General features: G+C 44.0%; 18 protein-coding genes and 1 tRNA gene. 3 read left to right on the forward strand and 16 right to left on the reverse strand.

Features of this window, described 5'->3' with window-relative positions; translation table 11 throughout:
- Positions 1 to 210: 210 nt before the first annotated feature.
- Positions 211 to 2,841: a pyruvate, phosphate dikinase gene (ppdK, locus tag LJE12_RS04175; RefSeq protein WP_227292088.1), complete on the reverse strand. Its 2,631-nt coding sequence runs from the start codon at positions 2,839 to 2,841 to the stop codon at positions 211 to 213.
- Positions 2,842 to 3,197: 356 nt separating this feature from the next.
- The gene (locus LJE12_RS04180; RefSeq protein ID WP_008703460.1) at positions 3,198 to 4,454 is read right to left on the reverse strand and encodes a 6-phosphofructokinase; all 1,257 of its coding nucleotides are present in this window, start codon (positions 4,452 to 4,454) and stop codon (positions 3,198 to 3,200) included.
- A 485-nt stretch (positions 4,455 to 4,939) separates the two neighbouring features.
- Here LJE12_RS04180 and LJE12_RS04185 point away from each other — a divergent pair, with 485 nt between their 5' ends.
- Together LJE12_RS04185 and LJE12_RS04190 are read left to right on the forward strand one after the other, a co-directional pair.
- Positions 4,940 to 5,815: an aldose 1-epimerase family protein gene (locus tag LJE12_RS04185; RefSeq protein ID WP_173701257.1), complete on the forward strand. Its 876-nt coding sequence runs from the start codon at positions 4,940 to 4,942 to the stop codon at positions 5,813 to 5,815.
- 148 nt (positions 5,816 to 5,963) lie between these two features.
- Positions 5,964 to 6,836, forward strand: a complete 873-nt coding sequence (locus LJE12_RS04190; protein WP_173679521.1) for a homocysteine S-methyltransferase family protein — start codon at positions 5,964 to 5,966, stop codon at positions 6,834 to 6,836.
- A gap of 256 nt (positions 6,837 to 7,092) precedes the next feature.
- Here the strand turns inward: LJE12_RS04190 and LJE12_RS04195 are convergent, their stop codons facing one another.
- The 11 genes from LJE12_RS04195 to glgB form a co-directional block, all read right to left on the reverse strand.
- The gene (locus LJE12_RS04195; protein WP_227226800.1) at positions 7,093 to 8,226 is read right to left on the reverse strand and encodes a DUF362 domain-containing protein; all 1,134 of its coding nucleotides are present in this window, start codon (positions 8,224 to 8,226) and stop codon (positions 7,093 to 7,095) included.
- A 5-nt stretch (positions 8,227 to 8,231) separates the two neighbouring features.
- Positions 8,232 to 9,866, reverse strand: coding sequence for a phosphoenolpyruvate--protein phosphotransferase (gene ptsP / locus LJE12_RS04200; RefSeq protein ID WP_025577630.1), 1,635 nt, complete (start codon positions 9,864 to 9,866; stop codon positions 8,232 to 8,234).
- A gap of 25 nt (positions 9,867 to 9,891) precedes the next feature.
- Complete coding sequence (locus tag LJE12_RS04205; protein WP_025577627.1) at positions 9,892 to 10,926, reverse strand: polyamine ABC transporter substrate-binding protein; 1,035 nt, start codon at positions 10,924 to 10,926, stop codon at positions 9,892 to 9,894.
- Between the two features lie 89 nt (positions 10,927 to 11,015).
- Positions 11,016 to 12,860, reverse strand: a complete 1,845-nt coding sequence (locus LJE12_RS04210; RefSeq protein ID WP_227226799.1) for an extracellular solute-binding protein — start codon at positions 12,858 to 12,860, stop codon at positions 11,016 to 11,018.
- Between the two features lie 11 nt (positions 12,861 to 12,871).
- Entirely contained in the window at positions 12,872 to 13,687 is an 816-nt protein-coding gene (locus tag LJE12_RS04215) for an ABC transporter permease (protein WP_022381260.1), read from the reverse strand.
- Positions 13,687 to 14,733 carry a spermidine/putrescine ABC transporter ATP-binding protein gene (gene potA / locus LJE12_RS04220; protein WP_020993963.1) on the reverse strand — a complete coding sequence of 349 codons (1,047 nt, stop codon included), beginning with the start codon at positions 14,731 to 14,733 and terminating at the stop codon, positions 13,687 to 13,689. The genes LJE12_RS04215 and potA overlap by 1 nt, the downstream gene beginning before the upstream one ends.
- A gap of 44 nt (positions 14,734 to 14,777) precedes the next feature.
- A complete protein-coding gene (locus tag LJE12_RS04225) occupies positions 14,778 to 15,551 on the reverse strand; it encodes an ABC transporter permease (RefSeq protein ID WP_227226798.1) in 774 nt (257 codons plus the stop codon).
- Positions 15,548 to 16,411, reverse strand: coding sequence for an ABC transporter permease (locus tag LJE12_RS04230; RefSeq protein ID WP_118571072.1), 864 nt, complete (start codon positions 16,409 to 16,411; stop codon positions 15,548 to 15,550). The genes LJE12_RS04225 and LJE12_RS04230 overlap by 4 nt, the downstream gene beginning before the upstream one ends.
- The gene (locus tag LJE12_RS04235; RefSeq protein ID WP_118613545.1) at positions 16,398 to 17,606 is read right to left on the reverse strand and encodes an ABC transporter ATP-binding protein; all 1,209 of its coding nucleotides are present in this window, start codon (positions 17,604 to 17,606) and stop codon (positions 16,398 to 16,400) included. Before LJE12_RS04235 ends, LJE12_RS04230 begins: the two co-directional genes overlap by 14 nt.
- Before the next feature lie 634 nt (positions 17,607 to 18,240).
- Positions 18,241 to 18,313 (reverse strand) — tRNA-Thr (locus tag LJE12_RS04240).
- Between the two features lie 60 nt (positions 18,314 to 18,373).
- A complete protein-coding gene (gene glgB, locus LJE12_RS04245) occupies positions 18,374 to 20,674 on the reverse strand; it encodes a 1,4-alpha-glucan branching enzyme (protein ID WP_022381049.1) in 2,301 nt (766 codons plus the stop codon).
- Positions 20,675 to 20,927: 253 nt separating this feature from the next.
- Here glgB and LJE12_RS04250 point away from each other — a divergent pair, with 253 nt between their 5' ends.
- Complete coding sequence (locus LJE12_RS04250) at positions 20,928 to 21,902, forward strand: carbohydrate kinase family protein (protein WP_022381048.1); 975 nt, start codon at positions 20,928 to 20,930, stop codon at positions 21,900 to 21,902.
- 195 nt (positions 21,903 to 22,097) lie between these two features.
- Here LJE12_RS04250 and LJE12_RS04255 read toward each other — a convergent pair whose 3' ends face one another.
- Genes LJE12_RS04255 through ilvB form a run of 3 tightly spaced genes read right to left on the reverse strand, consistent with a single transcriptional unit; the run spans position 22,098 to position 26,018 of the window.
- On the reverse strand, positions 22,098 to 23,261 hold the full coding sequence (locus LJE12_RS04255; protein WP_008703483.1) for a phosphoglycerate dehydrogenase: 1,164 nt from the start codon (positions 23,259 to 23,261) through the stop codon (positions 22,098 to 22,100).
- Complete coding sequence (gene serC, locus LJE12_RS04260) at positions 23,261 to 24,343, reverse strand: 3-phosphoserine/phosphohydroxythreonine transaminase (RefSeq protein ID WP_119245638.1); 1,083 nt, start codon at positions 24,341 to 24,343, stop codon at positions 23,261 to 23,263. Before serC ends, LJE12_RS04255 begins: the two co-directional genes overlap by 1 nt.
- Positions 24,327 to 26,018 carry a biosynthetic-type acetolactate synthase large subunit gene (ilvB, locus tag LJE12_RS04265; RefSeq protein ID WP_055151287.1) on the reverse strand — a complete coding sequence of 564 codons (1,692 nt, stop codon included), beginning with the start codon at positions 26,016 to 26,018 and terminating at the stop codon, positions 24,327 to 24,329. The genes serC and ilvB overlap by 17 nt, the downstream gene beginning before the upstream one ends.
- Positions 26,019 to 26,079 lie beyond the last annotated feature (61 nt).

Here is a 26,079-nt window from a genome sequence, read left to right on the forward strand (position 1 = left end):
AATAGAAACTAAATAAAATTTATCTTTTATTGAAGTATGAAAAATCGCATAAATTCAAGGTTTTGCTCTATGCAGTAAAACAAAAAAGACCCTGAAGAACTGTATTTCTACAATTCTCCAAGGTCGATTTTTACGTTTGGACACTTTAGGGCTGGTTGGCCATTTTACCTCATCAGAGGATATTTAGCTTTGCCCCTTAACATATGTTAATTATGCATTCTTCTCAGCGATAGCTGCCTGTGCTGCTGCAAGACGAGCGATCGGTACACGGAATGGTGAGCAGGATACATAGTTAAGACCGATCTTGTGGCAGAATTCTACAGAAGACGGATCTCCACCATGCTCGCCGCAGATACCTACGTGAAGGTTCGGGTTAACCGGTTTGCCGAGTTCGATAGCCATCTTCATCAGCTTGCCAACGCCAACCTGATCCAGTTTTGCAAATGGATCGTTCTCGAAGATCTTAGCGTCATAGTATGCGTTGAGGAATTTACCTGCATCATCACGGGAGAAGCCGTATGTCATCTGAGTAAGGTCGTTTGTACCGAAGCAGAAGAAGTCTGCTTCTTTAGCGATCTCATCAGCTGTAAGAGCTGCTCTCGGGATCTCGATCATTGTACCAACTTCATACTGAAGGTCAGAACCAGCGGCTTTGATCTCAGCATCAGCTGTCTCAACTACGAATTTCTTAACATATTTAAGCTCTTTTACATCGCCAACAAGTGGGATCATGATTTCCGGTTTGATTGTCCAGTCCGGATGAGCTTTCTTAACTTCGATTGCTGCGCGGATAACTGCTGTTGTCTGCATCTTAGCGATTTCAGGATATGTTACAGCAAGACGGCATCCACGATGTCCCATCATCGGGTTGAACTCATGAAGAGAAGCGATGATAGTCTTGATCTGCTCTACAGTTTTGCCCTGAGCATCTGCAAGTTTCTTGATGTCAGCTTCATCTGTAGGAACGAACTCATGAAGAGGCGGATCCAGGAAACGGATAGTAACAGGGTTACCTTCCAGAGCTTCAAAGAGACCTTTGAAGTCATCCTGCTGATATGGAAGAACTTTTTCAAGTGCTTTCTCTCTCTCTTCTGCTGTTTCGGAGCAGATCATTTCACGGAATGCATCGATACGTCCCTCACCGAAGAACATATGCTCTGTACGGCAAAGACCGATACCTTCTGCACCAAGCTCTACAGCTTTCTTAGCATCTGCAGGAGTATCTGCGTTTGTACGAACTTTCATTGTTCTGTACTTGTCAGCCCATGCCATGATGCGTCCGAACTCACCAGCGATTGTAGCGTCTACAGTCGGGATGATTCCGTCGTAGATGTTACCGGTTGTACCATCGATGGAGATGAAGTCTCCTTCGTGGAATTCTTTACCAGCAAGTGTGAATTTCTTGTTTTCTTCGTCCATAGCGATATCACCGCATCCGGATACACAGCACTCACCCATACCACGGGCAACAACTGCGGCGTGAGATGTCATACCACCACGAACTGTCAGGATACCCTGAGCAGATTTCATACCTGTGATGTCTTCCGGAGATGTCTCAAGACGTACAAGTACGACTTTCTCTCCTCTTTCAGCCCATTCAACAGCGTCATCAGCTGTGAATACGATCTTACCGCAAGCAGCTCCAGGAGAAGCGCCAAGGCCTTTACCCATTGGTGTAGCAGCTTTCAGAGCAGCAGCATCAAACTGTGGGTGAAGAAGAGTATCAAGGTTACGTGGGTCGATCATAGCTACAGCTTCTTCTTCTGTTCTCATTCCCTCATCAACAAGGTCACAAGCGATCTTTAAAGCAGCCTGAGCTGTTCTCTTACCGTTACGTGTCTGAGGCATATACAGTTTACCATGCTCTACAGTAAACTCCATATCCTGCATGTCTCTGTAGTGTTTTTCAAGTGTTTCGCAAACCTGTTTGAACTGTACGAATGCTTCCGGGAATTTCTGTTCCATTTCGGAGATGTGCATAGGTGTACGAACACCGGCAACAACGTCTTCACCCTGAGCATTTGTAAGGAATTCACCAAACAGACCGTTAGCTCCTGTAGCAGGGTCACGTGTGAAGGCAACACCTGTACCACAGTCATCACCCATGTTACCGAATGCCATCATCTGTACGTTAACAGCTGTACCCCAGGAATACGGGATATCGTTGTCACGACGATATACGTTCGCACGTGGGTTGTCCCAGGAACGGAATACGGCTTTGATAGCACCCATTAACTGTTCCTTAGGATCAGTTGGGAAATCAGCACCGATTTTTGCTTTATATTCAGCTTTGAACTGTTCAGCTAATTCATGAAGGTCTTCTGCAGTAAGTTCAACATCCTGCTTAACACCTCTTTTAGCTTTCATCTCATCGATAAGTTCTTCGAAATATTTCTTTCCGACTTCCATAACTACATCAGAGTACATCTGGATGAATCTTCTGTAGCAGTCCCATGCCCAACGAGCATTGCCGGATTTTTCAGCAAGTACGTTAACAACGTCTTCATTTAAACCAAGGTTCAGGATAGTATCCATCATACCTGGCATAGAAGCTCTCGCACCAGAACGAACGGAAACAAGCAGAGGATTTTCTTTGTCACCGAATTTCTTTCCGGTAACTCCTTCCATTTTGGTGATTGCTTCCATGATCTGAGCCATGATCTCATCATTGATCTGTCTTCCGTCTTCATAGTACTGAGTACAAGCTTCTGTTGTGATTGTGAAGCCCTGAGGTACAGGAAGACCAAGGTTTGTCATTTCAGCAAGGTTGGCACCTTTACCACCCAGAAGGTTTCTCATATTAGCGTTACCTTCTGTAAACATGTAAACCCATTTTGCCATTTTACATTTTCCTCCTAAATTATTGTTCTTTTGTAACTATTCAGCATTCTGTTGTGAAGTAACTGAACAGCCACACCTTTCGCACATAAGTAAATATATGTTTCTTATACGCACATAATTATTTTATAGAATTTGTGTCATTTCGTCAAGGTTATTCTGCTAAAATTAGCTAAAATTTTTATACATTCTGCATAAAGTGATTTATTTTATTATTCTTATTATTGTTAAGGTTTTCTCAGTCCTTTATTCTGGTCTTTATCTACATTTTTCTCTCACATCTCATATATAACAGGAAAAAACGGGAAGCAAAACAGATAAGTTGATCTGCCCGGCTGCCCGTTTATAATTTTTATCAATTATTTTTTTCTGCCTTTTTTCATGTTCAGTACCAGATGTCTCGGCATACCATTTACCATAATAGGCTGATAATCTCCCTGGATCAGAGGTTTAATATAGTCTACAAAATCCTTAGTTACGTTTGTAGCATCTTTATTCATCCATTCTCTCGGAACAAGTTTCTCCTCATTTGCGATTCTGTGTACATCGTAGATACCTGTAGCTGCCATGTAGGGATCATCGGAAACACGGTCGATAACAACCATCTTACCTGTGTCACCTTCATCTGCAGCTTTAACTGCAGCACCACCTACCATGAATGCTTCATCAATATCCACTCTGGATGCCATATGGGAAGCACTTCTCTGTAATGTGGAAAGTTCAACAGCTCTTGTCTTGCATCCGCACTCCGCTGCCAGGAAGTTTGCCAGATAAGTGGCTGTTCCCTGAAGCTGTTTGTGTCCAAATGCATCCACATAGTCTCCCACGCTTCCAAGCTCACATACATATCTTCCGTCTGCCAGCTTGATTCCCTCGGAAACTGCGATTACAATAGATGCTTTTTTATTCAGAAGATCTTTTACTTTTGCAAGGAATTTCTCAACATCAAAAGGCACTTCCGGCAGATAGATCAAATCCGGTCCGTCGCAGTCCTCAGATTTTGCCAGTGCTGTGGCACCTGTAAGCCATCCGGCATTACGTCCCATAATCTCCATGATCGTAATCATATTTTTCTTATAAGTAAGTCCCAGTGCATCGCGGATCACTTCTTTTGTGGATGCGCCGATATATTTTGCAGCACTTCCGAATCCGGGTGTATGGTCTGTCAGCGCCAGGTCATTGTCGATTGTTTTCGGAACACCAAGGAACTTCTGAGTCTGTCCTGTGAGAATCGCATAATCGGACAGTTTCTTGATCGTATCCATGGAATCATTTCCGCCAATGTAGATAAACGCATAGATATCCAGTTTATTTAAGATCTCAAAAATTTTCTCATAAATTGCTTTATCTTCGTGAATCTCAGGAAGCTTGTAACGACAGGAACCTAAAAATGCAGATGGTGTTCTCTTGAGTAATTCGATATCCAGTTCTGAATGAATCTGTGTTGACAGATCAATATACTGTTCATCCAACAGTCCCTGAATGCCGTGAAGCATTCCGTATACTTTGTCAAATCCTCGTTCAATGGCATTCTTATAAACTCCGGCAAGACTGGAATTGATTACTGCAGTAGGTCCTCCTGATTGTCCAACAATGATATTTCTTTTTTTCGCCATAGCAATGACCTCCTTGTTTTCACGTTTTGTTCATTATGTCTTAGAGTGTGTCTGAAAAATGCTTTACGCAAGATGTGTGGCACAATTTTTCAGACACGCTCTGGTCCCGCAGGACTCGTTGAGGTAAATTGTAACAAATATTTTTTTATTCGTCAATCATTTATTGTGGTTTTTACACATATGTTTTCTGTATTTCGTCACTATATCAGTGTATTTTTCAATTTACCACGACATTTCAGATCTATTTTTGTATATTTATAACTATAATTAATCCGGCCCATGTGTTATACTTATAGACAGATTGATTCCGGCATCAACTTATAGCAATCAAAACCTTTTTAAAAATTGCCGGACATCAATGTCCGTGACTATTCGGTACCTTCGCAGTTACGAACCAAAATGCATTTCAAATCACCTTCGGTGATTTGCAGAATACTGCCAGCTGAACAGTTACACAATATTTATCGATCAAGGAGGATTCATTTATGATCCATACAATTGAAAACGACTATCTTAGAGTATCTGTAGACGATCATGGTGCTGAGCTTTGCAGCATTTTTGATAAAGTACATAACAGAGAAGTGATCTGGCAGGCAGATCCGGCTTACTGGAAACGCCACGCACCGGTTCTTTTCCCTAATGTGGGACGTCATTTTGAGGATCACTATCGTATTAATGGAGTCGAATATCCCTCCAGTCAGCATGGGTTTGCCAGGGACAGCGAATTTACCTGCGTGGATATGACTGCTGATTCCATCACCCATAGGCTGAAATCTTCTGATGCCACAAGAGAAAATTATCCATATGATTTTGAGCTGAAGATCAAGCATGTTCTGGAGAAGAACCAGGTCAGTGTATGCTGGGAAGTGATCAGCCTTAATGATAAAACCATGTATTTTACAATTGGCGGCCATCCTGCATTCAATGTACCTGCCGGAGGAATTGGCTCCCAGGAGCAATATCATCTTACTTTCGACGGCCGGGATTCCCTTTCCTATCTGCTGATCGACATATCATCAGGCACCGCGGTCGCAGATAAAGCTTATACACTGGAGCTTGAGAATGGTTCCTGCCTTATTGATGCTCACATGTTTGACAAAGATGCCCTTATTTTTGATGACCAGATTGAAAAGGCCGGCATCGCTTTCCCTGACGGAACTCCTTATGTGGAACTGATCTGTCATGGATTTCCAAGCTTTGGCATCTGGTCCGTCCCGGGTTCTCCTTTTGTATGTCTTGAACCATGGATGGGACGCTGTGATGATTTTGGATTTAAGGGCGAGCTTCCGGAAAAAAAATATATCAACACTCTGGACAAGGATGAAATTTTTACTGCATCATATGAAATAAAAATTTATTAATTTTCTCCATTTATCCTGAAAGCTGTGCTATAATGTCACAGTATATGAAAGTCATCCTGTCCGGTATCCACGAATTTACCCATGCAGACATGACTGATTCATGGCAGCCACTCAGGACTTTCATAGAAAAACACAGGAGGAAATTTCCATGACTAAAGAAGAATTTCAGAAGCTGACACAGGATGTTGTACTGCTCGACGGCGCTACCGGTTCCAATCTTATGGCCGCCGGAATGCCAAGAGGAATCTGTACAGAAGCATGGATCATGGAGCACAAAGAAGTTCTGCAGAATCTGCAGAAGGCTTATGTTGAAGCAGGAAGCCAGATCGTATACGCACCTACTTTCGGCGGAAACCGTTACAGTCTCGGACTTCACGGACTGCAGGATAAGCTTGCGGAAATGAACCATGCACTTGTAAATATTTCCAGAGAGGCAGTAGGACATAAGGTCTATGTTGCCGGTGATATTACCACAACAGGCAAGATGATGGAGCCTGCCGGTGATCTCACCTATGAGATGGCATATGAAACATACTGTGAACAGATTAAGGTTCTTGAGGATGCAGGTGTTGATCTGATCGCTGCGGAAACCATGATCAATATCGAGGAAACACTTGCTGCACTGGATGCTGCTGCATCCGTAAGTTCTCTTCCTGTAATGTGTACAATGACCGTAGAAGCTGACGGAAGCATTTTCAGCGGAGGAAATGCTGTGGAGGCTGCGATTGCCCTTGAGGGTGCAGGTGCTGTGGCAGTTGGGATCAACTGTTCTGTAGGACCTGACCAGCTGGTATCCGTTGTCCGCAATATCAAAGAGAACGTATCCATTCCTGTCATTGCCAAACCTAATGCCGGTATGCCGACGATTGATGATCAGGGAAATGCCATTTACAGTATGGACGCCAAAAGCTTTGCTGAACATATGAAGGTTCTGATCGAAAATGGTGCGTCTGTTGTCGGAGGATGCTGTGGTACTACTCCGGAATTCATCCGCGAGATAAGCAGAAGCCTCGGAAGATAGATTTTGTATCTTCGACAGCCATAGTCAGACGAATAACGAATATTCGCAGCCAAAGCAGGGAACTTTCCTGATTCGGTTAAAGAGGGATATGACTCAAAAAAGCACATAACTTAGGATAGAATCTGTCTCAATCCGAGATATTCTCATCCTCTGTTATGTGCTTTTTGGTAATTGTCCGGCTTTCCTCTGTCCTGATCCTGCGAAAATACCGTGGCAATTCTATAAACAGTTGCGCTTTTTATTATCTGCTTTTCATCTACTTCACTTTGATTGCTTTTTTCGGGCACATCTCCTGGCAGCAGAAACAGCGGATACACTTTCTGTAATCATATACCGGCGGCTTTCCTTTGCCTTTTCTGAAATCCACAGCTTTCCCCGGAACCGGACAGCTCTGCACACAGATCCCGCAGCGGACACATTTATCAGCTTCTATATATGGTTTTTTCTGAAAAATGTTTAACGCTCCCGCCATTCTTGTCCAGATATTCTTTCGCACTTCTGTACGGTCTACATTAAAAACCGGATTTCCGTATTTTTTCACTGCCTCTGCCATGGAAATCTCCCCGTCTGGTGTCAGAAGGGTAATCTCCTCTTCTTTCCATGTACCAAGTCCCATTTTCTCACCATGATAGTTCGTCGGAACCATCTCCGGTTTCAGATAAACCAGACGGCTGAATACACTGTCCAGTGCAACCGGATCGGTGGACATCAGCAGTACATTCATAGGAACCGGATCTCCCGAACCCGGTCCGTTGCCCTCCATGGCCACAATCCCATCCATCACATACAGCTTCGGTGCCACACATTTATTCAGATCAATAAGCATTCTGGCAAAGCTGTCTGCACTCGGGTACTGCGTGTGCCCCTTCGCTTTATGGAATCCATATACAAACCCATAGCTGTTCTTAACCGCACCGGTGATACGTTCTAATGCATGTGTTTTCATCTTGCTCAGGGAAATCACACAGTCCTGCTCCAACAGTTCTTTTGGCAGGATAAATTCCTTTGCCTGGACTCCCTGCGGATAAGCAGTTTTCACGCCCTCAGAATAATCAACAGCCGGAATATGATATTTCTCCAGATAAGTATCCATTCCTGTTCCGCGAATCACTGCCTGAGTGGTTCCATGACCGCAGGAATCTGCAAGCACAATATTCTCATACCCACTTTCACGCAGGATTCCCGCAAAAACTCCTACTACAACCGGATGTGTGATCACTGCTTTCTCTACCTCTGCTTTTTTCAGCAGATTCGGCTTCAGCAGGATCTTCGCATCCTTTGGAATCAGAGTCTCCACTCCACCCAGAAAATCCAGCCCCTGTTTCAGCAGCATATAGATTTTTTCTTCATCATATTCCCGGCAGGGAAGTAATACCACTTTACTTTTCACCAAATTCACGCACCTTTATCATCTCCGGACAGATCCACCTGTCTCAGTGCTTTTCTTACCGGCAAAATACATGCCGGCACTACAGAGAGACAGTCCACACCCATCCTCAGAAATTCTTCTGTCAGGGCAGTGTCTGCTGCAAGTTCCCCGCAGATACAGACACGTCTGTTTTCTGCATGTCCCGCTTCGATCACCATTTGAATCATACGCAGCACTGCCGGGTGATGGTCATTATATTTCTTGCGCAGAAGCGGATTCTGTCTGTCCATCGCCAGTGTATACTGACTCAGGTCATTGGTTCCAAGACTCAGGAAATCCACTCTTCTGGCAAGCTCCCGGCTGATCATGACTGCTGCCGGAGTCTCGATCATGATTCCTGTCTTAATATGTTTATACGGAATTCCTTTTTCATCCAGCCCGATCTTTACTTCCCGGATAATTTCTTCAATCTCATCCATTTCCTCTTCTGAGCTGATCATCGGATACATCAGCGCCAGATTTCCATATGCACTCGCCCTGAAAATTGCCCGAAGCTGTGCCTTGAACATTCTTTTTCTGTCAAGGCAGAGACGGATTCCTCTGTTCCCCATGATCGGATTTGTCTCGTCCGGGATATTCAGATATTCTGCCTGCTTGTCTGCTCCGAGATCTGCCGTACGGATCACAGTGAGCTTTTCTCCCATGGTCTCCGCAATCTTTTTGTATGCAAGAAACAGCTCATTTTCACGAGGATAATTTTCTCTTCCAAGATACTGGAATTCACTGCGCAGAAGACCAATCCCGGCAGCTCCGTAATACAGCACACTGTTCAGGTCGTCCATATTTCCGATATTGGCATAGATTTCAATTTTTCTGCCATCTTTTGTGATATCCGGTTCTCTCCTTAATTTCAGAAGCTCTTCTCTTTCTTCTTTATCAGCCTGCCTGCGGATCTCATATTCTTTTTTTACCTCTTCATCCGGATCAATATACAAAGTTCCGGTATATCCGTCCACAATAGCCTGCCGTCCGTCCCACTCCGAATCTGTGTCAATTTCCAGCAGAGCCGGTATATTCATTGTTTTTGCCATAATGGCAGCATGAGACATGTCGGAACCATGATGGGTAACAATAGCCATCAGTTTATCCTTATCCATCTCCATCAGTTCTGTTGGCGTAATACTCTCCGTCACAACGATCACAGGCTCATCCCCAAGATCTATCCTGGGAGAGATACCTCCCAGTTCACCGATCAGGCGGTCGGAAATCTCCCGCATATTATCCAGCCGTTCTTTAATCGCAGGCTCTTCCAGAGTTCTGAAAGTCTTAAGCATCTCATCCCTTGTAGTCATTACCGCATAGGCAGAATTTACTTTTTCACTCTGTATGACACTCTCAATGGCACGTTGAAAGCTTTTTCCCTCCAGCAGATTCTTTTGTCTGAGAAAAATCTCTGCCTGGGTTCCCTGAATTATGCAGTTTTTTTCATATAAATCCTCCAGCTGTTCCATGACTCTGGTGCGCGCCTGCCGGAAAATATTCAGCTCTGTTTTCACATCTGTGATTTCGTACTGGCGCATCTGATATTCGCTTTTATGATAATACAGTATCTTACCGATGGCAATTCCGGAAAAGGCACCGGTTCCCTTGTAAACATCCATATTAACTCCTTAGTTGATTAACCCCTTAGTCGCAGGCAGCCTTAAATTCAGTCCAGTTCTTCTGATACTGTGCGTCTGCGTCCTGGCTTACATTCTGGACGATCTCGCCCTTTGTAACGTCATCCGGAACTACCAGATCCGGATTTACCAGCTCATCTGCTGCTTTATTTGTGCTGTAATAGCCGATATAGTCTGTGCATTTCGCTGCAACCTCCGGCTGCATGATGTAATCCATGAAAGAATATGCCGCATCTTTATCCGGCGCTTCACTTGGAATAAACATACCCATAATACCAAATCCAAGTCCTTCTTCCGGATATACCACCTTCAGATCAGGATTCTCAGCCAGAGCAGCTGTTACCTGAGAGGTATAAAGAAATGCAACACTTGCTTCTCCGTTGAGAAGTGCATTCTGTGTATTGTCATCCTGGATCAGACGTACATTCGGAGCAAGTTCCAGAAGCTTCTCTCCTGTCTTCTTGATCACGTCAACGTCCTCTTCATTCATGCTCTCGCCCATGGAAAGCTGGGTGATACCATTGATCACACGATAGTTTGCAGTCAGTGCAATGCTGTCCTCAAGAGACGGATCCCAGAGGTCTTTATATCCTTTGATATCAATATCCACCTGTTCCGGATCATAAACGATCAGCGGGATGCCTGCTCCGTAAGGAACTGTGTATTCATCGTCTGGATCATAGAACTGTCCCTGATATAATGGGTTGATATTTCCGATATTCTCCAGAGAATCCTTGTCAAGCTTCTCTGCAAGTCCTTCCTGGATCGCAGTTTCCAGAATATAGTCATCTGCGATCACGATATCATAGTCACCGCCCTTTGCCATGGAAAGCTTCTCAAGCATGGTTTCATCTGTATCGAAGTTTGAATAAACAACCTTAACTCCTGTCTCTTTTTCAAAATCATCCAGAACTTCCTGCGGGAACATTCCCTCCCATGTAAAAAGTACAAGTTCTTTATCATCTCCTGCATCCTTGAATCCGGTGAATGCTGTTCCTGCCATTAATGCACACATCACTACTGCAAGTACTCTTTTTTTCATAAATGATCTCCCTTCTTATGCTCTGCATTGTTGTCTATATCAGTCACTGTCCGCCTTCCACCGTATCGGCAGACAGCGGCTATCCTTTTTTACTTTGCTTTTACTTTTGTCCAGAGTTCCGCAAATTTCTGCTTGATCTTTGGCTGCTGATAAGCAAAGATTTCGTTATTCGGGTTGGTTGTATCCGGAATATAAGAACTGATCCCGGCATAGTCCCCCTCCTTCATGGTTTCAAAAGCACTCTTCACTGTAGAAGTATACCCTACTTCTTCCGTATTGGAAAGAGCAGATTTATCACTGATCATAAAATCAATAAATTCATGGGCAAGCTGTACTTCGCTGCAGTCCTTTGTGATAACCATTGCATCATACCATCTGTTGGTTCCCTGTTCCGGTGTGAAGTAGTCCAGATTCGGATTTTCACTGATAATGTAAGATGCATCTCCGGAGTACACAACTGCCAGCGCTTTGTTTCCTGAAATCATGTTGTCGATCACATCATCGCCTGCATAGATCGGATCCATAGTGTCACGCTGATCGATCAGCCACTGATAAGCCTCCTCGATCTCAGACTCATTTGTAGTATTCATGGAATACCCAAGTGCTTTTAATGCTATCATAAAGGAATCTCTCTCAGAATCATACATGTAAATATTTCCTTTATATTTCGGATTACACAGAAGATTCCAGCCATCTTTCAGATCAGCCTCATCTACTACTGTCTTATCATAAAGGATTCCTACTGTTCCCCAGAAATACGGACAGGAATAACGGTTGCCCGGATCATAGCTCTGGTTCATGACATCATTCAGCAGATTTTTCTTATTCGGAATTTCTTTCCAGTCAAGTGCCTGCAGATATTCTTCTTTGATCAGTCTCTCAATCATGTAATCAGACGGGATCAGCACATCATAAGTCTCACCGCTTGAAAGCTTGGTGTACATCATCTCATTTGACTCAAAAGTCTCGTATACGATGGTACAATCATATTCTTTTTCAAAATCCTCCAGCAGGGAAAGATCCATGTACTCTCCTGCATTGTAAACTTTCAGCACATGAGTGGACTGTGCCACGAATCCCCATTTGATCAGCCCTGCCGTAACGGCAACAACCAGAACTGCAGAGACAATTTTTACTGCTTTCCTGTTCAGCTTTCTGGCTTTATTCTTAAACTTCGGAAGCAGATTGGACAAAAGCAGTACCACGATGATGACTACGATCACGATGGTTGACAAAGCATTGATCGTCGGATTGATACGCTTTGTCATATTATATACAACAATAGAAATATTCTTTACACCATTTCCTGATACGAAATAGGAAATAACGAAATCATCAAATGACATGGTAAATGCAAGCAGCGCGCCTGCGAAAATACCCTCTTTGATCATCGGCACGATAACCTTTGTCAAAGCCTGAAAAGGTGTTGCCCCAAGGTCCATGGCAGCATTTGCCATATTCGGATCCAGAGCCCTTACCTTCGGATAAACGCTGGTAATTACATACGGAGTACAGAACGCAATATGTGCCAGCAGCATAGTCAGATACCCTTTTCGAAATCCCAGAGAAGAGAACAACAGCATCAGGCTGATGGCAGTTACGATCTCAGGATTCAGGATAGGGATATTATTAATATTCAAAAGCAGTTCCTTGATTACCTTCTTTGATTTGGATAAACCGATCGCTGTAATGGTTCCAAGTATTGTAGAAACAATGGTCGCAATGATCGCAATGGTAACAGATACATAAACTGCCTTAATTACTTCCCCGTTACCGAGAAGTTCCTGATACCAGCGCAGGGAAAAGCCTGTAAATCTGGTCAGTGACTTGGATGAGTTAAAGGAAAAGATCATCGTCACCAGGATCGGCAGGTAAAAGAAAGTAAGGCAGAGTACTACATATAACATTGAGAAAAATTTATTATTACGTTTCATGCCGTCCTCCCTTATTCATCTTTATCCATCTTCTTCATCAGGCTCATAAAGATCAGAATGAGCACAGCCAGAATCAGAGAAATCGCACTTCCGAAGTTCCAGTCGCCAACAGAGATAAACTGAGACTCGATCAGGTTACCGATCAGCATGTACTGTCCGCCTCCGAGAAGTTTCGGAATAACGAATGTGGAAATAGACAGCAGGAATACCATCATGATTCCATTGAGCACACCGGGGATGGACAATTTCCAGATAACCTTTGTAAAGGTCTGAAATTTATTTGCCCCCAGATCATAGGCAGCCTCGATAAAGGATTTATCCATTTTGCTCAGGGATGTATGGATCGGGATGATCATAAACGGCATAAAGTTACAGACCAGACCAACCACTACGGAAAAGTCTGTATACATCATTGTCACCGGGGAAATCCCCAGTAATCCAAGCAAATGGTTGATGATACCATTGTCCGACAGCAGGTTCATCCATGCATAGGTACGCAGAAGCATATTGATCCATTCCGGAATAGTTACCAGCAGGATCAGAAGACTCTGGGATTTTTCCGGACATTTGGAAATAATATATGCCAGCGGATAGCCAAGTCCCAGACAGATGACCGTCGTCAGGATTCCAAGCTTAAAGGACTTGAAAATAACGCTCATATACGTAGCTTCCAGGAATTTGCGGAAATTCTCCAGGGTAAAGGAGAACGTCAACACCTCATTTCCATCTTCTGTAAATGCATATAATGCGATCAGTATCAGCGGGATGACAATGACCACAAATGCCCACACAAGATATGGTTTGATAAGATTTCTGTACTGTTTCATCAGTAGCTTCCCATCTTACACATAACATGGATGTCTTCAGGCCCGAATTTCAGTCCCACTTCCCTTCCGACTTCCGCATAATCTGTGGTATGAACCATATAAGTACGAAGCTCTGTCTCGATCAGGATCTCATAATGCACGCCCTTGAAGGTAATATTGCGCACGATTCCCCTGATCTTTGCCTGACCGGGATCTACGATATCCAGATCCTCAGGTCTTAATACAACTTCAATCTCTTCATTATCTTCAAATCCCTTATCCACACATTCAAACTCAAATCCGTCAAAAGCAACCAGATAATCACGGATCATGGTTCCCTCGATAATATTAGATTCACCGATAAAGCCTGCAACAAAACGGTTTTCCGGCTCATTGTAGATATCTGTAGGCGAACCGATCTGCTGAATCTCACCGTTATTCATAACAACAACCGTATCTGACATGGACAGGGCTTCTTCCTGGTCATGGGTAACATAAATGAAAGTTATGCCGACTTCCTGCTGGATCTTCTTTAATTCTACCTGCATCTGTTTACGGATCTTTGCATCCAGTGCACCCAGGGGCTCATCTAAAAGCAGAACCTTCGGCTCATTTACCAGAGCTCTGGCAATGGCCACTCGCTGCTGCTGTCCACCGGATAGCAGAGTTACATCTCTTTTCCCAAAGCCTTCCAGACCAACCATCTTCAGCATACGCTCCACCTTCTGGGCGATGACAGTTTTATCGACCTTCTTCAGGTTCAGCCCGAAACCGATATTCTCCGCCACATTTAAATGAGGAAAAAGAGCATACTTCTGAAACACAGTGTTAACCTCTCTCTTGTACGGGGGAAGCTTGGAAATCTCAATCCCGTTAAACAGTACTTCTCCGTCACTTGGTTCTTCAAAGCCTGCAATGATTCGAAGGGTGGTTGTCTTTCCACATCCGCTGGGTCCCAAAAGCGTCAGGAATTCCTTTTCGTAGATATCCAGATTGATGCCGCGCAAAACCTGCTGATCATCAAAATTCTTGGTCAGATTTTTTAACTCAATCAGTTTGTTCATCATCTTTTCCTTCCTCTGAATGTATTCTATTTTTGTTGCTATAGCATTTATTTTTTCTTCTTTGTTATCAGTGAATAAACAATAAAAATAACCAGTGTAGCTGTCAGCAGAATGGTACACAACGCATTGATCTCCGGCGTCACTCCTGTTTTCAGCTGTGTGTACACCTTGATCGGCAGCGTAGACAGACGCGGTCCGTTTACAAAAATACTTATTACCACATCATCCATAGACATGGCAAACGCAAGCAGCGAACCTGAAATTACCGCCGGCATAATTAAGGGCAGCGTAATATCCCAGAAAGCCCTGAACGGTCCTGCCCCCAGATCTCTGGCTGCCTCTTCCAGTGCCGGATCCATACCTGCCAGTCTTGCCTTCACTTCCATTAGAATATAAGGCACGCAGAATACCGTATGGCCTATTAACAGTGTCAGCATGCCAAAGGGCAGGTTCAGCATATAAAAGAATGCCATCAGCACCATACCAAGGATAATCTCCGGTATCATTAACGGCAATATGGAAATGTATTCCAGCGCCCCTTTTGACTTCCAGTGAATCCTTGATAACCCAACTGCACCCAGAGTACCGATCACTGCACTAACCAGACAGCTTAATACCCCAAGGATCAGACTGTTCACCAACGCTTCCAACATGGCCCTGTCATGGATCAGTTCCTGATACCATTTCAAGGAAAAGCCTGTAAATTTCACTGGCAGTTTGGATTCATTAAAGGAGAAAACGATCACTACCGCGATAGGGAGATACATCAGAAAGAAAATCAGCCCCATATAAAATCCGGCAAATCTTGAATTCTTTTTCATCCGATTCCCTCCAGTTCTCTGGCATTTGTCACTTTCCTGTAAATCATGATCAGTACAGTTGTAAGTACCATCATCACCACAGCAAGTGCTGCTGCAAATGGCCAGTTACTTCCTCTTGTCATCTGATCCTGGATCAGGCTTCCGACAAGTACCACTTTATTTCCACCCAGGATATCTGCAATAAAGAACAGTCCCATGGATGGCACGAAAGTCAGGATCACACCCGAAAGCAGTCCGGGCAGTGTAAGCTTCAGTGTTATGGTAAAAAATGCCTGTATTCTGGATGCCCCAAGGTCTCTGGCAGCCTCCACATAAGACCAGTCCAACTTCTCTGCGCTGGAGTATACAGACATGATCATAAACGGGAGAAGCACATAAATCATACCGATCACAATTGCCGGATAGCTGTACAGGATGGACAGCGGTTTCTCAATGATCCCGAGTTTTATCAATACAAAATTCAAAAGTCCTTTTTTCTGCAGAATAATGATCCAGCCATACAGACGGATCAGGGAATTTACCCAGAACGGCGTAGACAACAGAAGCTGTGCCTTTTTCTTTCTGTGCTCCGGCAACCTCGCCATAAAATACCCGAACGGATAGCCGATCAAAGCGATCACTATCGTACTGGTAAATGCCAGCTTCAGTGATTCCACAAATGTATTCAGGTATACAGGTTCCAGAATATTTCTGTAATTGTCCAGCGTAAATTTCCAGGTCACCCCAAATCCTCTGGAGGGCGTAGCAAAACTAAGCGCCACCATATAGATAAGGGGGCATACCACAAACACAATGGTAAAAATATACAGTGGAAGTGCCATCCATGCAGAACTGTCAGAACGGTTTCTACGCTTCTTCATGAATATCCTCCCTGTCTACCAGTACTGCATCTGCCGGCAGGAAACTGCATCTAACTGTCTGGCCTTCTGCTACGGATGCGTCGATTCCGTATCTGCTGGCGATCAATTGTGTACCATCGCTCAGCTTCAGAGTTACACGAAGCTGACCTCCTGCGAAGTTCTTCTCTGTAACAGTTGCCTGTAAACCTGATACACTATTCTTATTATGTGCATCCAAACCACCGCCTGACACACTTATATCAACAGTGTCTCTGTGATCTGTACCGGTATCACCGATTACAGCAGTTTCCTGTAACAATATATTTTCGCTTCTCACAGCCAGAGTTACTTTCTCTCCTGCTGCCAGGTATTGTTTTGCCCTTGTATCCCCTGTATCCTGCTGACTTGTTTCAAGCTTTACAATTACCCTGTCATTTCCAATCTTTACGATTGCATTCTCTCCCTGAATACTCTCTGCAACCCCATGCAGGATATTTGCATTTCCTACAAATGTTGCCACATAACTGGTCTTTGGATGATTATAGATCTCATCCGGTGTTCCGATCTGCTCTATACGTCCGTCCTTCATCACCGCGATCCTGTCAGACATATTGATAGCTTCTTCCTGATCATGAGTGATATAGATAAATGTAATTCCCAGTTTCTTCTGCAGATGCTTCAGTTCTATCTGCATCGCACGGCGAAGCTGCAGATCCAGTGCTCCCAGCGGCTCATCCAGAAGCAGTACCTTGGGATTATTCACCAGTGCTCTCGCAATGGCAACTCTCTGTTTCTGACCGCCCGAGAGTTCGGAAGGCTTTCTTTTTTCATATCCTTCAAGCTGCACCAGTTCCAGCATCTGAGAAACTTTTTTCCTGATCTCACTCTTAGGAACTTTTTTCAGTTTCAGACCATAGCCAATATTCTCCGCAACATTCATATGTGGAAAGAGGGCATAATTCTGAAATACTGTATTCACATCCCTCTGGTTCGGCTCCAGACCTGTCACTTCCCTGCCATCCAGCCAGACACTTCCTGCATCGGGCTGTTCCAGACCGGCAATGATTCGCAATGTTGTCGTCTTGCCGCATCCCGAAGATCCCAGCAAAGTAATAAACTCCCCTTTACTGATCTCAAGACTGATATTATCCAGAACTGCTTCGCCTTCTGTAAAACTTTTCTTTATCTCCTTCAGTTCAAGTGAAACCTCTGCCAACTATACTCAGCTCCTTTCATATAAAAAAGATACCTCTTTATACTAAAAAAGATACGAAACCACGCGTAAAAGCTCTCGCCCCTACATCGGTTTATGCCAATGCTGACGCCTGTTACAGTGCCAGTCTCTGCATGGTTTCGCATCTGTATATGTCCATTTTTCCAATTATAGATATATCCGGTCCGTCCTGTTCCATCCAGTCTGCGTGCACTCCTGACCATGATGTCCACATAAGAAAACCGGAAATCAACCATTCTTCTTGATAGATTCCCGGTCATTATTTATTTGGTATAATCCAAAAGTTATATTAAAGGATAGGCCCGAGATTGTCAAGTAAATTTGTTACTGTTCACTCCGTTCACAGTAACTTAGCCAAAATTCATTCCAGATTGCCTGCGGCAATGGAATTTTGGCTTGTATGTCTCGGGATTTTTGCATATTCATGCCAAAACACCTCGCGGGATAGTGGCGTGTGGACAGTAACGTAAATTTCTCTTTACAATCATTTCAATTCCTACCGGCAATTTTAAGGTACTCACCATACGAACCTCCATAAAAACATAAAAAATCCACTATACTCTGCTTTTCAGTATAGCGGATTTTCTATAAAATTACAATTGCCCAATATCTTTCAAGCTGAAAATGAGACTCGAACTCACGACCCCTTCATTACGAGTGAAGTGCTCTACCGACTGAGCTATTTCAGCTTATGCTGTAATCTGTCAGAAATTGATAATTCTGACAGCCACAGCATTTAGTTTATAATATTATTTCTTCTCTGTCAAGTCCTTTTTGACCGGTATTTTCTCCTCCGTTTTATTCACTATTTGGGGTGCTTCTTTTGTCACCTTTTTCGTCACCGGTTTCACTGCAGTTTTTACAGCTGCTTTTGTTTTCCCGGCAGCCTTTCGTACAGTTCTTGTCTTGGTGATGGATTTCTTGATCTGGCTGTGCTCGGCAGCAGGCTTTTTCTCAATTTCTTCCGGAGTGCAGGTAAAGACTGCCACGCCAAGTGCCGGAAGCTTTACTGTGATGGAATACTCTCTCTCATCACACTCAGCCTTCTTCGCTGCTTTAACTCTCGTATTTACTACACCATTACCACCGTACTTTTTATCATCACTGTTAAAGATTTCTTTATATTTGCCGGCAAAAGGAACTCCCACATTGTAGTTTTCATATGGGATTGCCGCGAAATTGCAGACAGCCAGAACAGTTTCTTCCGGTTTCTCTGTCTTTCTCATGAATGCGATCACATTCTCCTCATACTTCATCAGCTGAACCCATTCAAATCCATCATATTCATCATCCAGCTGATAAAGTGCAGGATGAGCAAGATACATATTATTGAGGTCTTTGACAAATACTTCCAGTTCCTTTGGCATATCTTTATCCGGTGCCATCATCTTGCATCCCGGATGAAGCATCATATAAGCATAAGCCTCTCTGATCTGCGCATTCTTCTGTTCTTCACTTCCCGGCAGCTTATCCGCGAAATCCTTCAATGTACCAACATCCCTGCTGCCAAGCGTCAGAATATAATGTTCGCAGTATGCATAGAGCATGGACATAGTCAGCTGATCATGGTAATTCTTTCTCTCAATAGGATCCTTGCTCAAATATTCAAGCAGATCTTTTGTCCATCCGCCACTCCACTTATAGTCAAATCCCAGATGGTCATTCTCCACACTGTCTGTCAGCTCCGGCCAGAGTCCGTTCTCCTGAGCAACTAAAAGCAATCCGGGATTTCTCTCCTTTATCACAGAATTCAGATGCTTCAGAAATTCCAGAGCATCCAGATTTTCATTGGTTCCGTAAATATTAGGTGTCCACTCTCCCGGATTTCTGCCATAATCCAGATACAGCATGGCATCCACATCGTCCATACGCAGACCGTCAGCATGGTAGACCTCAGCCCAGAAGCAGGCATTGGAGATCAGGAAATCTTTCACCATCGGGCTTCCGTAATTATAGAGCAATGTTCCCCAGAACGGATGAATGGCCTCTGCCGGATTCTGTCTCTCATAAAGAGGTGTTCCGTCAAATTTCTCCAGACCGGAGGCATAACGCGGGAACTGTGCAGGTGTCCAGTCCAGAATCACACCGACCCCCGCCTGATGCAGCTCATCTACCAGCTTCTGAAAATCCGCCACGCTTCCAAATCTGGAAGTAGGTGCATAATATGCATATGTAGAATAACCACCTGTAATATCATCCAGATATTCCATCACAGGATGGAGTTCCACATGGGTAAAATCTTCCTCTGCCAGAAATTCCACCAGTTCCTCAGCGGATTTCCATTCCTCCAGAGATGTTTCATATATAGAAACCGGCTGTTTCCTGTCATCAAATCTGTGACGCTCTTTCATCCAGTCTCCGTCATTCCACTGAAAAGCACTTACATCTGCTACAACAGATGCTCCCTCAGGATCATGGTCTGCACTGTTCCCATAAGGATCAGCCTTTAACAGAACTTCGCCGCCTTTGACTTTAATTTCATATTTATAATGTGTCCCTGCCTCTACCCCGGGTACAAACAGCTCAAAGATACCGGACATAGGCATACGATGCATAATAGTCGCACGTCCGATCCATCCATTAAAATCACCTGCAATATTTACACTCACTGCGTTCGGAGCCCAGACAGCAAAAAGAGTACCTTTCACTCCTTTAATCTCCATTGGATGAGCGCCCAGCTTCTTATATGCCTCATAATAAACACCTGCGCAGAAAGCCTTCTCCTCTTCCTCTGTGATCTGGCATGGAAAAGCATAGGGATCATAACATTCTGTCTCTGTCTCTCCCATTTTTATAAGAAATCTGTATTCCGGCACCTTGCGTACAGGAAGCAATACTGCAAAATATCCGGCCTCGTCCTCTTTCTCGCAGACATAGGTTTTCTTTCCGCTGATCACACTGACTTCTTCTGCATCAGGAAAAAATCCCTGAATAAGAACTCCGTCCTGTGTGATCCTTGGTCCCATCACATCTCTGGGAGCAGTTTCCTCTCCATACACAATAGCTTCAATCCTCGGCCAGTCCATATAGCCGTATACTTTTTCGTCCATAGCTGCGTTACCTCCCCGATTGTCAGAAATACGATGATCGGTTACCCTTACCGGCAGCGTATTTATGGTACATTAAACGTCACCTGTAAACAATAACAAATCAAGTTATGTTTATTTTAGCATCTTTGCACAAAAAAATAAAGAAAATTGTTTGACAAATTCCCTTTCCTGCGCTAAATTTATGTTATTAACTATGGAAAGAATCTTGTTCCGGATACTATGCTTCTTTCCATCACAACAAGGAGGATACAAAATGGGAAACAAAGCCTTTGACGTAACCGCATTAGGCGAATTATTGATTGACTTTACTGAAAACGGAAGCAGCGCACAGGGGAATCCAATGCTGGAAGCCAATCCGGGCGGTGCTCCATGCAACGTGCTTGCAATGCTTGAGAAGCTTGGCAAAAAAACTGCATTCATCGGCAAAGTCGGAAACGACATGTTCGGAACCCAGCTTAAGAATGCCGTAGAGGAAGTAGGAATCGACACCCGCAATCTTGTAATTGATAACGAAGTACATACAACACTTGCATTCGTACATACCTATCCTGACGGAGACAGAGATTTCTCCTTCTACCGTAACCCGGGTGCAGATATGATGCTCACCAAGGATGAAATCCAGGAAGACCTGATCAGAGATTCCAGAATCTTCCACTTCGGAACTCTTTCTTCCACTCACGAAGGAGTACGCGAAGCAACCCGCTATGCCATCGATGTTGCAAAAGAAGCCGGATGTATCATCAGCTTTGACCCGAATCTTCGTCCGCCATTATGGAAATCTCTGGATGACGCAAAGGCAGAGATCGAATACGGCCTTGGCAAATGCGATATTCTGAAAATCTCAGATAACGAAGTTGAATTCCTGTTCGGAACTACAGACTATGACAAGGGTGCCGCACTTCTGAAAGAGAAATACAACATTCCGCTTATCCTTATCACACTGGGAAAAGACGGAAGCCGCGCTTACTACAAAGACATGAAAGTGGAGGCTGCTCCTTTCCTTCAGGAAAAGACTATCGAGACAACAGGTGCAGGCGATACCTTCTGCGCAAGTTCCTTAAACTATGTTCTGGAACATGGTCTGGACAATCTGACAGAAGAGAACTTAAAAGAACTGCTCACATTCGCAAATGCGGCAGCTTCTCTGATCACCACACGCAAGGGTGCTCTTCGCGTTATGTCCACCAAAGAAGAGGTTCTTGACTTTATGAAATCAAGAGGATGCTGATTTAACATCATAATTTTTTAAGGAAGCCCTCTGGCACCGCCAGACTGGGCTTCCTTTTTTTATCATAAAAATCAAAAAATATCTCCTGGCGATTGAAAATCTCAATCAGACAGGAGATATTTTAAATATATAAATCTCTATTACAAATCAACAGTCAGTCATTATAAAAATACTAAACCGTTAACTTGTATCTTACTATTTTACCACACGTACTCTGGAAACACCTTCAATTGCTTTCAGTTCATCCAGTGCTTCTCTGGATGCTGCGCTTTCCAGATCAATGAGAGTATAAGCATATTCGCCTTTACTCTTGTTTGTCATATCTGCGATGTTCAGGCCTTCTGCACCAAGGATCTTGGTGAACTGGCTGATCATGTTCGGGATGTTTTTGTGGCAGATGGCAATACGTCCTACTGCCACGCAGGTTCCCATATCACAGTTGGGGAAGTTTACAGAGTTTTTGATATTTCCGTTCTCAAGGAAATCTCTCACTTCTTTCACTGCCATTACTGCACAGTTTTCTTCGGATTCCTCTGTGGATGCTCCAAGATGTGGAGTTACCAGGATTCCCTTATGTCCTGCTACTGTATGGTTTGCAAAGTCTGTCACATATTTCTTTACTTTTCCGCTATCTAATGCTTCGATCAGAGCATCTTCATCAACCAGAAGATCGCGGGCAAAGTTCAGAAGTACTACGCCGTCTTTCATCTTGTCTAATGCTTCTTTGTTGATCATCTCTTTTGTGCTGTCAAGAAGAGGCACATGGATGGTGATGTAATCACACTGGGAATAAATCTCATCCAGGCTCTTGATGTGCTTGATGGTGCGGGAAAGATTCCATGCAGCATCAATAGAAATATATGGGTCATATCCGTATACTTCCATTCCAAGTGCAGAAGCAGCGTTTGCCACCATTGCTCCGATGGCACCAAGACCGATGATACCCAGTTTCTTGCCCATGATCTCGCATCCTGCAAACTGTTTTTTCTGTTTCTCAGCAAGTTTATCGATGTCTTCCTGATCTTTCTCTTTGGCAACCCATTCGATACCGCCTACGATATCGCGGGAAGCAAGAAGCATACCTGCAAGTACAAGCTCCTTCACACCGTTTGCATTGGCGCCCGGTGTATTGAATACTACCACACCTTTTTCTGCACAGTCCTTTACAGGAATATTGTTGACACCTGCACCTGCACGTGCGATTACCTTCACGCTCTCAGGAAGCTCCATGTCATGCATTTTTGCGCTTCTTACAAGGACTGCATCACACTCCTGCAGATCTTCGCTTTTCTTATATTCTTCATCAAATAATCCCAGACCTTTTTCTGCAATGGGATTCAGGCAATGATACTGAAACATTATGCATTTTCCTCCTCAAACTTCTTCATGAAAGCAACCAGTGCTTCCACCCCTTCTTTTGGCATAGCATTGTAGATACTTGCACGCATACCGCCCACTGTACGATGTCCCTTTAAGTTTACAAATCCTGCCTCTTTTGCTTCTTTTACAAATTTGGCATCCATGTCCTTGTCACCTGTTACGAAAGGTACATTCATGAGAGAACGGTCTTCCGGCACAACAGTTCCTTTGAAAAGCTTGCTCTGATCAAGGAAATCATAGAGGATTTTCGCTTTCTCAATGTTACGTCTCTGCATTTCTTCCAGGCCGCCCATTTTCTTCAGCCATTTGAAGACCTTACCGCATACATAGATGCAGTAGCAGTTTGGAGTATTGTAAAGAGAACCTGAGTCTGCCTGTGTTTTGAATTTCAGCATAGTAGGTGTTCCTTCCAGAACATCATCTGTGATCAGATCTTCGCGGATAATGGAGATTACCATACCTGCAGGTCCGATATTCTTCTGTACACCGCCATAGATGATTCCATATTTGGATACATCAACAGGCTCGGATAAGAAGCAGGAGGAAACATCTGCTACCAGAGTTTTTCCTTTTGTGTTAGGAAGCTTCTTGAATTTTGTTCCGTAAATCGTGTTGTTTTCACAAATGTATACATAGTCTGCATCCGGGCTGATCGGAAGGTCGCTGCAGTCAGGAATATAGGAAAAAGTCTTATCCTCGGAAGAAGCGATCTTGTTTGCTTTTCCATATTTCTGTGCTTCCTGGTATGCTTTCTTTGCCCACTGTCCTGTTACAATGTAATCAGCAACCTTGTTCTTCATAAGGTTCATAGGGATTGCTGCAAACTGCTGGGAAGCTCCGCCCTGAAGGAATAATACCTTATAGTTATCCGGAATCTTCATCAGATCACGAAGATCCTGCTCTGCCTCATCGATGATCTTCTGGAAATCAGCACTTCTGTGGCTCATTTCCATTACAGACATACCGGAGCCCTGATAGTCCATCATCTCCTCTGCTACTTCTTTCAGTACCTCTTCCGGCAGTACAGCCGGTCCTGCGGAAAAATTATACACTCTGCTCATTGTTTTTCATATCCTCCTCATCAAAAATATCATCAATGCTTGCGCCTGCCGGTACCATCGGAAATACACTGAGATCCTGATCGATCATACAGTCAAGTACGATAGGTCCCGGACATGCCAGAGCCTCTTTTAATGCAGGCTCTACCTCTTCCATCTTTGTGATACGGATTGCTTTTGCTCCCATGGCTTCTGCCAGCTTCACAAAATCTACTGCATCATTTAAAATTGTATGGGAATATCTGTGGTCATAGAACAAGGTCTGCCACTGACGTACCATTCCCAGTACATGATTGTTCAATACGATTTCAATTAAAGGTCTGCCACAGCGGACTGCTGTTGCGATCTCATTCATATTCATACGGAAACAGCCGTCACCTGCAATGTTTACCACAGTTTTGTCCGGTCTTCCCATCTTGGCACCAATGGCTGCACCAAGTCCATATCCCATAGTTCCCAGGCCACCGGAAGAAAGGAAGGTTCTTGGCTCTTTGTATTTAAAATACTGAGCTGCCCACATCTGGTTCTGTCCAACCTCTGTTGTGATAATGGCATCTCCTTTTGTCAGTTCGTACAGCTTCTCAATAATGTATGGGCCTGTAAGCTGGGAATGATCATATCTTAACGGATATTTTTCCTTCAGTTCACTGATATGTGCAGTCCATTCCGAATGTCTCATTTCCGGAACCTCTGCCAGAATACGTTTGAGAACTTCTTTCTCATCTCCTACCACACTTGCATCTACTACGATGTTTTTGTTAATCTCAGCAGCATCTACGTCAATCTGGAGAATCTTCGCATTCTTTGCAAAGGTCTTTGTGTTTCCTGTGACACGATCACTGAATCTGGCTCCCAGCACGATCAGGAGATCGCAGCCTGAGACACCAAGATTGGAAGTTTTTGTTCCATGCATTCCAAGCATTCCTGTGTACAGAGGATCTTCTCCGGAAAATCCTCCCTTACCCATAAGACTGTCACATACAGGAGCGTCGATTCTGTGAGCAAGTTCTGTCACTTCTCTGGATGCCTCTGAGATAATCGTGCCGCCGCCTGTAAAAATAAATGGTCTCTTCGCTTCTTTGATCATCTGTACTGCAGTTGCAATGTCTTCGTCTTTGATAGTGTCTGTTTTCGGTGTGATCTCAGCAGGAGCGCAGGCAGTATATTCATATTTCGCACCTGTCACATCCTTGGTCACATCTACAAGCACAGGACCGGGACGTCCGCTCTTTGCAATATAGAATGCTCTGCGTACAGTGTCTGCCAGAGTAGTAATGTCTTTTACGATAAAGCTGTGCTTTGTAATAGGCATTACAATTCCTGTAATATCAACCTCCTGGAAAGAATCCTTTCCGAGAAGCGGGGTTCCCACGTTACATGTGATTGCCACCATTGGTACGGAATCCATGTATGCGGTAGCAATTCCTGTTACCAGATTGGTAGCTCCGGGACCGGAAGTTGCAAGACACACGCCGACTTTACCGGTAGCTCTTGCGTATCCGTCTGCTGCATGGGATGCTCCCTGCTCATGGGAGGTCAGTACATGTGTGATCTGGTCTTTATATTCATAGAGGGCGTCATATACATTCAGGATGGCACCGCCCGGATATCCGAATACAGTGTCAACGCCCTGTTCTTTTAAACATTCAACGATGATTTCAGCACCTGTAAGCTGCATCTTTACATATCCTCCTAACTTTTCAGGCAGGAATCACAGGTTATGCTGCAATTCCCGCCGG

This window comes from Blautia sp. DFI.6.71 (assembly GCF_020593585.1).
GTDB lineage: Bacteria > Bacillota > Clostridia > Lachnospirales > Lachnospiraceae > Blautia_A > Blautia_A wexlerae.

What these genes read in the sequence shown, in the direction of transcription:
- LJE12_RS04205 (WP_025577627.1), bottom strand. Translation starts at nt 10,926, where the DNA reads ATGAAAAAAAGAGTACTTGCAGTAGTGATGTGTGCATTAATGGCAGGA.
- ilvB (WP_055151287.1), bottom strand. Translation starts at nt 26,018, where the DNA reads ATGCAGCTTACAGGTGCTGAAATCATCGTTGAATGTTTAAAAGAACAG.
- LJE12_RS04215 (WP_022381260.1), bottom strand. Translation starts at nt 13,687, where the DNA reads ATGAAACAGTACAGAAATCTTATCAAACCATATCTTGTGTGGGCATTT.
- LJE12_RS04180 (WP_008703460.1), bottom strand. Translation starts at nt 4,454, where the DNA reads ATGGCGAAAAAAAGAAATATCATTGTTGGACAATCAGGAGGACCTACT.
- potA (WP_020993963.1), bottom strand. Translation starts at nt 14,733, where the DNA reads ATGATGAACAAACTGATTGAGTTAAAAAATCTGACCAAGAATTTTGAT.
- serC (WP_119245638.1), bottom strand. Translation starts at nt 24,343, where the DNA reads ATGAGCAGAGTGTATAATTTTTCCGCAGGACCGGCTGTACTGCCGGAA.
- LJE12_RS04185 (WP_173701257.1), top strand. Translation starts at nt 4,940, where the DNA reads ATGATCCATACAATTGAAAACGACTATCTTAGAGTATCTGTAGACGAT.
- LJE12_RS04210 (WP_227226799.1), bottom strand. Translation starts at nt 12,860, where the DNA reads ATGAAACGTAATAATAAATTTTTCTCAATGTTATATGTAGTACTCTGC.
- LJE12_RS04225 (WP_227226798.1), bottom strand. Translation starts at nt 15,551, where the DNA reads ATGAAAAAGAATTCAAGATTTGCCGGATTTTATATGGGGCTGATTTTC.
- LJE12_RS04255 (WP_008703483.1), bottom strand. Translation starts at nt 23,261, where the DNA reads ATGTTTCAGTATCATTGCCTGAATCCCATTGCAGAAAAAGGTCTGGGA.
- ptsP (WP_025577630.1), bottom strand. Translation starts at nt 9,866, where the DNA reads ATGGATGTTTACAAGGGAACCGGTGCCTTTTCCGGAATTGCCATCGGT.
- LJE12_RS04190 (WP_173679521.1), top strand. Translation starts at nt 5,964, where the DNA reads ATGACTAAAGAAGAATTTCAGAAGCTGACACAGGATGTTGTACTGCTC.
- ppdK (WP_227292088.1), bottom strand. Translation starts at nt 2,841, where the DNA reads ATGGCAAAATGGGTTTACATGTTTACAGAAGGTAACGCTAATATGAGA.
- glgB (WP_022381049.1), bottom strand. Translation starts at nt 20,674, where the DNA reads ATGGACGAAAAAGTATACGGCTATATGGACTGGCCGAGGATTGAAGCT.
- LJE12_RS04230 (WP_118571072.1), bottom strand. Translation starts at nt 16,411, where the DNA reads ATGAAGAAGCGTAGAAACCGTTCTGACAGTTCTGCATGGATGGCACTT.
- LJE12_RS04250 (WP_022381048.1), top strand. Translation starts at nt 20,928, where the DNA reads ATGGGAAACAAAGCCTTTGACGTAACCGCATTAGGCGAATTATTGATT.